Below are 7,420 nucleotides of genomic sequence, written 5' to 3' on the forward strand. Positions count from 1 at the left end.
TTGTCGCGGCGGGATATGCTTATTCGTCTGCGACGAAAAAGCATGGCACAATGGCCCGCAAAGGTCCGCATCTGGGCCGGGTGGCACGGGACAACTTGTTGTCCGTGCGCCGCTAGGCGCCAAGGTGGCCGAGTCGCCGACGGAATGACATGGCCATCGCATCGGGATCTCGGAGCGCCTGACGGCGCCCCGACAACAAGTTGTCGGGGCCACTTCTTAGCGAACCAAAAGTCGCCCCCCGCGTGCTTAGCCGGCGCTCCTCCTCGACAGTCGGGTTGGCCTATCACCCTAAGCCGGCCCGCGATTAGAATCCCGCGCCCCTCGCAATCGCGGCCGGAGCTGCGCGCGCAGCGGGGCCAGATCGGGAGACGGACCGTGGGCCGGATTCTGTGTGTCGCCAATCAGAAAGGGGGCGTCGGCAAGACGACCACCGCCATCAACCTGGCGGTAGCGCTCGCCAAAAGCGGCGCGCGCACCTTGCTGATCGATCTCGACCCGCAGTGCAACGCCACGAGCGGCGTGGGCTGCGAGCCGACCGAACGGCACCCGTTGGTTTCTACGTCGCCTTTGCAAGAATCGCTGCGCCCGGCGGCGGTCGACGGTCTGGAGGTTTTGCCCGGCAGCCGCAACTTTCAAGACATCGAACAGCTCAGCACGCAGAGCGAAAGCCAGGCGGCGACGCTGCGCCAGCACCTGGCCGGCGGTCTGACCAGCTACGACTTCGTGCTGGTCGATTGTCCTCCCTCGTTGGGCCAATTGACCCGAACGGCCCTGGCCGCCTCGACCGAGGTGCTGATGCCGATCCAATGCGAGTACTTCGCGATGGAGGGGCTGACGCAGATGATCGAGGTAATTCGCGATGTGATGAGCCGCCCGCCGAATCGTCTTCAGTTTGGGGGCATCTTATTGACGATGTATGACCACGCGTTGGAGTTGACGCACGAGGTCGATCACGAGGTGCGCGATTTCTTTGGCGAGATCGTGTTTCGCACCGTGATCCCTCGGGATGTGGCCGTCGCCGAAGCCCCCAGCCATGGGCAGTCCGTTCTGGACTACTGCCCGCGGTCGCGCGGAGCCTGGGCGTACGCCGAACTGTGCATGGAGGTACTCGAGCGTGAATAAGGAACGACGATTAGGACGCGGCTTGGAAGCACTTTTGGGTCGCCCGGCGGATAGTTATGCCCCGCGCGAGGCATCCGTCGGCGGCGCTGCCAGCAGCCCGGCGAGCGGGCCGGTCGAAGCGGGCCTGGTGAACGTCAGCGTCTATGAAATCGATCGCAATCCTTACCAGCCGCGGCGCGATTTCGATGACGCCGAGATCGGCTCGCTAGCTGATAGCATCCAGGAACACGGCCTCCTGCAACCGATCGTGGTGCGCCGCCAGGGCGAGCGCTACCAGCTCGTGGCGGGCGAGCGCCGGTTGCGCGCGGCAATCAAAGCCGGACTCGGCGAGGTCGCGGTGCAAGTGCGCAACGTCGACGATCGGCTGGCCGCCGAGATCGCGATCGTCGAGAACCTGCAGCGCAAGGATCTTAACGCGCTGGAAAAGGGCGCCTCGTTCCACGAGTACTTGGAGCGTTACGGTTGCACGCAGGAAGAGTTGGCCAAGCGCTTGAAGATCGACCGCTCGACCGTGGCCAATCTGATCCGCTTGTTGGAGCTACCCGACGACGTGCAATCGGCGCTACGCACAGGCGCGATCAGCCAGGGCCATGCCCGGGCGCTCTTGGCACTCGACAACGAACGCGAGCAGGTCGAGTTTTGCACGCGCATCCAGCGCGAAGGACTGAGCGTGCGCAGCGTCGAGGACCTGGTGCAGCAAACGGTGCAAGCGGCCGACGCGCCGCAGCCGTTGCGACTGGTGACCGGCGAGCCCGAATCAAGGCCCGCGCGGAAGAGCCGCAGCCAACACCTGGCCTCGCTCGAACAGCAGTTCCGCGCGGCGCTCGGCGCGAAGGTCGACATCCGCGAATCGGCCAAGGGACGCGGCCGGATCGTGATTCACTTCAAGAGCCACGAAGAATTCGACCGCCTGCAGGAATACCTGTGCGACGGCGGGCACGGCGCGCAGAGCCAGGTGGGGTGAGCACCCTCGCCCCCCCGGCAGCGCATTTTGGAACCACGCGCATCGGCTTCGATGCGCGTTTTTTTTGCGCGCCTCGATCCGTACTTCGAGACCACATAAAACAGCGCTCGGGTTACAGCATGCTGTGTGACGACTAGGGCGGGATCGCTTCGGGTCGATCAATTTTCTTGCACGGCCGTTGACATATTCCATTATGGGAATATAATCCGGACATGCCTCGCGAAACTGCGGCCAAAGACGTGTTTCAAGCGGATGTATTCCGAGCCGTTGCCCGGGCCGAAGCCCGGGCATCGATCGTCGCGAAAACGTCCAAACGCGTTTCTTCAAAGTCCCCCCGATCAGAAAGGATCACCATGAGCGCGATGATTCCTGCCCAGCAGTCGTCGGAAACGTTCGAAATTCAGAAGTCGCTCGACATCGCGGCGCCGATCGAGATCGCCTTCGAGGCGCTGCTCGAAGAGATCGGGCCCGAGTCGCAGATGATGGATGGTACGCCGATGCCGCTCAAGCTCGAGGCCTGGCCCGGCGGACGCTGGTTTCGCGACCTGGGGAACAACACCGGACACTTATGGGGACACGTGCAAGTGATCAAGCCGCCCGCGCTTCTCGAGATCTGCGGCCCGCTGATGATGTCGTATCCGGCGGTGAATCACGTCCAGTACCGCCTCACCGCGAAAGACTCCGGCACACACCTGGCCTTCACGCATCGTGGCATGGGCTTGATCCAGCCTGACCATTTGGATGGCATGCCGCGCGGTTGGGAACATTGGGCCAACAAGATCCGCGAGCGTGCCGAGCGGAAAGCTGCGCAGCGCAAAAAGTAGGCAGCGATTGCTCACAAGAACGTCGCGTCGCAAACGGAGCAACTTTCAGCAAGGAGTCGAACGGATGAGCACTACCACGGCCTCGAAAATCGTTTCGCCAGAAGAATGGCTGCGCGCCCGCCAGGCGCTGTTGGTCAAAGAGAAAGAGCTGACGCACTTGAGCGATGATCTCGCGCGCCAACGTCAGAAATTGCCCCGCGTGCGCATCGAAAAGGAGTACGTCTTCACCGGACCGGCGGGCAAAGTAACGCTTGCCGACCTGTTCGCCGGCCGCAGCCAATTGGCGACTTATCATTTCATGTTCGGCCCCGACTGGGAAGAAGGCTGCCCTGGCTGTTCTTACCTGATGGATCACTTAGACGGCACGATCGCGCATCTGACCGCGCGCGACGTCACACTGGTCGCGATTTCGCGCGGGCCCTTGGAAAAGCTGCTGGCATTTCGCAAGCGTATGGGCTGGCACTTCCCTTGGTATTCGTCGGCCGGCAGTGACTTCAATCGCGACTTCCACGTGTCGTTCGCGCCGAGCGAAGTCAAGAACGGTGAAAAGCTCTACAACTTCGGCACCACGCCTGCGCACGGCGAGGAAAACCCGGGCTTGAGCTACTTCGAAAAAGACTCAAGCGGCACGGTGTATCACACCTACTCGACGTATGGCCGGGGACTCGACGCATTGGTCGGAACCTACGTCGTGCTCGATCGGGCACCCAAGGGGCGCGACGAGGATAATCTCGACAGCCCCATGTCGTGGGTGCGGCATCATGACAAGTATGCGCCGACCGTTCACGAGATCGGATCATGCTCCCACTAACGACACTTCCGACGGGCGGCGGGCAGCCTGCGGCGCCGTGCGAAAGCGCTCGATGTGGCTGCGCCGCGCGGACGCCGCGGCGTGGTTGGGAAATTGCCGCCGGCGCTCTGTCGCTGGGCATTTGGGCGATTGTGCCCAAGTGCCCTATATGCCTGGCCGCGCACGTCGCGCTGTGGTCGGGGCTGGGGCTGTCGTTCGCCGCCGCCACGCTCGTGCGCTGGTCGCTTCTCGGCGTTAGCGCCGCGCTGCTCGCCGGCGCGCTTCTTCTCAGCTGGCGGCGCCTGGGGGCACTTCGCTGAAGCGCCCGAGCCTATTGGACGCCTGGCGGAAAAATAATTCGAGCGTTGACAGGGGCAAAATTCGCCCCTATATTTAACCGAAGAGTTAATTAACTAAATGGTACGATTCGCATGCAGGATCGATTGAGCCGAACCTTCGCCGCACTCGCCGACCCCACGCGCCGCGCCCTGTTGGCGCGGCTGTCGCAGGGCGAGGCCAGCGTATCGGAATTGGCCAAACCGTTTCTCAAAAGCATGAGCCTGCCAGGCGTGACCAAGCACTTGCGGGTACTGGAGAAGGCCGGCCTGGTCACCAAGGGGCGCGACGCGCAGTGGCGCCCCTGCAAGCTCAACGGCGAGCCGCTCAAGGATGCCGCCGACTGGATGGAGCAGTACCGCAAGTTCTGGGAAGAAAGTCTGGATCGTCTGGGTGACTATTTGAAAACCGTCATGGCGCAGCAACAGCCGAAAGGGAAAAAGAATGGCCGCAAAAAGTAACTCCCGCGACATCAACATCATCCGCGTTTACGATGCGCCGGTGGCGCTCGTATGGGATGCCTGGACCGATCCCGCGCAGGTGGCGCAGTGGTGGGGTCCGCGCGGCTTCACCCTCACCACGCACAGCAAGGATCTGCGCGTTGGCGGCCATTGGAACTACACCATGCACGGCCCCGACGGCACCGATTACGAGAACACGACGCTTTACCACGAAGTGGAGGAGCACGCCAAACTGGTTTACGACCATGGCGGACACAAAGATCGGCCGCCGTTGTTTCGCGTGACGGCGCTTTTCACCGACTTGGGAGGCAAGACACGTCTGGAAATGACCATGACGCTGCCCACGCCCGAAGCCGCCGACGAGACCCGCAAGTTCATCAGGAAAGCCGGCGGCGATTCGACCTGGGATCGGCTGGCGGAATACGTCGAGAAGCGGCAGACGGGCAAAGAGAAGTTCGTCATCAACCGCGCGTTCGACGTGCCGCTCGACGTGATGTTCGATATGTGGTCCAAGCCTGAGCATTTGTCGAAGTGGCTACCGCCGACGGGCTTCGACATGGAGTTCGTCCGCGCCGACCTGCGCCCCGGCGGCAGCAGCTTTTACTACATGTCCGGCGCAGGTGACATGAAGATGTACGGGCACATTGATTACCGCGAAATCACGAAGCCCAATCGCCTCGTCTATACGCAGCAGTTCTGCGACGAGCACGAAAAGGTGTCGCGGCACCCGATGTCGCCCACCTGGCCGGAGACGATGCTTACGATCGTCGAGCTCACGGCCGAAGGGCCGGAGCGCACGCGCGTAACAGTGACCTGGGAGCCGGTCGGCGCCGTGTCGCGCGAAGAGCTGGAAACGTTCATCAATGCCAGGGCCGGCATGACGCAAGGCTGGACCGGCTCGTTCGACAAGCTGGAAGAGTACGCGGCCAACAAGTAAGCATGCCCGCGGCTTTCAAGTCGACACCTCGGCGCGCGGGTGCGTGCGTCGAGGTGTCGGCGCTTTTGGCTCACGGCAGAACGCGCCTCACGCCCCCTTGGGCACCAGCCGTGCCAGGCCGAGCGTGGCCCACGAGGCGGCGGCGCAATTGATCGGCGTCAGCAGCTTCGAGCTGCCGGGGCTGCCGTCGGGGGTGGAACGCGATTTCATCGTCCAACTGCCGTCTTCTTTCTGCGTGGCTACCAGGAAATCGATTCCGCGTTTGATTTCCGGCGCGTCAGCGGTGTACCCGGCCAAGGCCAGGACGTAAAGCAACTCGCCCGTGGCGTAGGCATCGGAATCCCAATCGGCGAGCTGCGCCCAGCCACCGTCGGCGCGCTGCAGCGAAAGCAACTCGTCGATGGCCGGCTGCATTTCGGCGCGCGGCTTGCCGGCTCGCGCGGCCAGCATCACGCGAAAGGCCTTGTCCTGCAGCGTCACGGGGGGCGTCGCCGCGAGCCAGGACGTGGCTTTTTCCGCGGCAGCACGATGCGACTCCGAGGCATCGGCGCCCTGCAAGGCCATGATCAGCCACACGCCGTCGGTCGTTTCGTTCTCATTGATAGGCGGACGGCTCAAGAAGAATTCCCACGAGCCGTCGTCGCGCTGCTTCTTCACGATTTCGTCGGCGATGAATTGCACGCTTTGCTTTTGCCCCACTTCGAGCGCGGGAAGCGTGCGCGCCGCGGCGGCCACGAAAGCCGTGCCGATCTTCACGCCCTTGGCCGACGGGCGCGGGTCGGGCGGCGCGGCGGGATCGTCGAACAGTCCGGCCTTGATCATTTTCTCGTGGCTGCCGAGCGACGATTCGGCCGTGTCGGCCAGGAACTTCTTGTCGATCGCATAACCCTGCCGCTGGGCCTCGCCCAACGACCAGAGCACGAGCGGCACGTGATGGCAGGCAGCACAGCGGCGGGTACTCAGCCACGCGGCGCTCTCGGTTTGCGTGTACAGAATCGAGCGCTCGATCGTTTGCTGAACCTGCTCGGTCGTAGCCGCCGGAATCGCGGCCGGCTCGTCGGCGCGAACGAGCATTGGCAGACCGAAGCCCAAGAAACCGACAACGAGGAGAAGCGTGCGATGCATGGCAGGCTCCTGCGCTAAAGGTGGGATGTTTGCAGGCGGGGCGGCGCATTGATTGTATGCCGCCGCCAGGCCACCTGCCAACAAAAGAAAAGCGCCGGCCTTTCGGCGCGGCACTTCGCAGGCGAACGTGTCTGTTGCCCATCGCGGTCCGCATCAATCCGTCGATGGTGGCTCGGCCGGCAGATCACTCATATAGCCCCACGTTTGACGCAGAACCTCGACAAATTCCTGTTTCTCCCAGCCGACGTCCGCGCTCAAATGCACGTAGTGCTCGCTTGCCTCCTCGGCGCTCGGCTGCACGCGGACGCTCGAGAAGAACTGCAGGATCCGCTTGTAGTACACAGCTGTGCCCTCGCCGGCCTGAAGAAATGCCGCCGGCCAGTAAGACAACAGCGTCATCGCGGCCAGGTGGATGTCCCGTACGCTCTGCCGATCATCGCAGGTCACCCGCATGCGCATGCCCATGCGATTACTCTTGTCGGTCCAATCACAGCCGAAGGCGATGAATCTTGACTTGCTAAAAAGCGGCAAGGCGAACTCCGGGTACTCTTTCTCCCAGCCGCGCACTTGTTGCCAGCCGGTCAGATGGTTGTCGATCGTCACAGTCACGAGGCCACCATCCACGGCCCGCCAGGCGTCGGCCCACGGGCAATCGTGCGGAGCATCGTCAAAGAACTTTCGCATGAACTTTGTCTCGGCCTCGGCGTCTGCTTCATCCCCCTTAGTTCGGCTTTCGCAGTTTTTGCTAGCGTTGACAGCTTCTTGAGAAATAGGACGAGCCCCGTTCACGATGCAGATAGGTTCTCACGCCAATCGCATCGCCAAGGAGGCTCGCCATGTGTCTTGTTACTTCGTTCGTCG

General features: G+C 62.7%; 9 protein-coding genes. 7 read left to right on the forward strand and 2 right to left on the reverse strand.

Annotated features, from left to right (window positions below):
• Positions 1–375: 375 nt before the first annotated feature.
• The 7 genes from VHD36_13040 to VHD36_13070 all read left to right on the forward strand — a co-directional run bounded on the left by VHD36_13040 (position 376) and on the right by VHD36_13070 (position 5,434).
• On the forward strand, positions 376–1,122 hold the full coding sequence (locus VHD36_13040; protein HVU88238.1) for a ParA family protein: 747 nt from the start codon (positions 376–378) through the stop codon (positions 1,120–1,122).
• Positions 1,115–2,086 (forward strand): ParB/RepB/Spo0J family partition protein, encoded by a 972-nt coding sequence (locus tag VHD36_13045; GenBank protein HVU88239.1) that lies wholly within the window; start codon positions 1,115–1,117, stop codon positions 2,084–2,086. Before VHD36_13040 ends, VHD36_13045 begins: the two co-directional genes overlap by 8 nt.
• Positions 2,087–2,439: 353 nt before the next feature.
• Complete coding sequence (locus tag VHD36_13050) at positions 2,440–2,910, forward strand: SRPBCC domain-containing protein (protein ID HVU88240.1); 471 nt, start codon at positions 2,440–2,442, stop codon at positions 2,908–2,910.
• A 64-nt stretch (positions 2,911–2,974) separates the two neighbouring features.
• Positions 2,975–3,721 (forward strand): thioredoxin family protein, encoded by a 747-nt coding sequence (locus tag VHD36_13055; GenBank protein ID HVU88241.1) that lies wholly within the window; start codon positions 2,975–2,977, stop codon positions 3,719–3,721.
• Positions 3,709–4,020, forward strand: a complete 312-nt coding sequence (locus VHD36_13060) for a hypothetical protein (protein ID HVU88242.1) — start codon at positions 3,709–3,711, stop codon at positions 4,018–4,020. The genes VHD36_13055 and VHD36_13060 overlap by 13 nt, the downstream gene beginning before the upstream one ends.
• Positions 4,021–4,143: 123 nt before the next feature.
• Positions 4,144–4,497 carry a metalloregulator ArsR/SmtB family transcription factor gene (locus VHD36_13065; GenBank protein HVU88243.1) on the forward strand — a complete coding sequence of 118 codons (354 nt, stop codon included), beginning with the start codon at positions 4,144–4,146 and terminating at the stop codon, positions 4,495–4,497.
• Positions 4,481–5,434 (forward strand): SRPBCC family protein, encoded by a 954-nt coding sequence (locus VHD36_13070; GenBank protein ID HVU88244.1) that lies wholly within the window; start codon positions 4,481–4,483, stop codon positions 5,432–5,434. Before VHD36_13065 ends, VHD36_13070 begins: the two co-directional genes overlap by 17 nt.
• Positions 5,435–5,521: 87 nt before the next feature.
• On the opposite strand, the gene VHD36_13075 is transcribed toward VHD36_13070, so the two are convergent.
• Both VHD36_13075 and VHD36_13080 read right to left on the reverse strand, forming a co-directional pair.
• Positions 5,522–6,559, reverse strand: coding sequence for a prenyltransferase/squalene oxidase repeat-containing protein (locus tag VHD36_13075; GenBank protein HVU88245.1), 1,038 nt, complete (start codon positions 6,557–6,559; stop codon positions 5,522–5,524).
• A 153-nt stretch (positions 6,560–6,712) separates the two neighbouring features.
• Positions 6,713–7,243, reverse strand: a complete 531-nt coding sequence (locus tag VHD36_13080) for a hypothetical protein (protein ID HVU88246.1) — start codon at positions 7,241–7,243, stop codon at positions 6,713–6,715.
• Positions 7,244–7,420 lie beyond the last annotated feature (177 nt).

Source organism: Pirellulales bacterium, assembly GCA_035546535.1.
Taxonomy (GTDB): Bacteria; Planctomycetota; Planctomycetia; order Pirellulales; family JACPPG01; genus JACPPG01.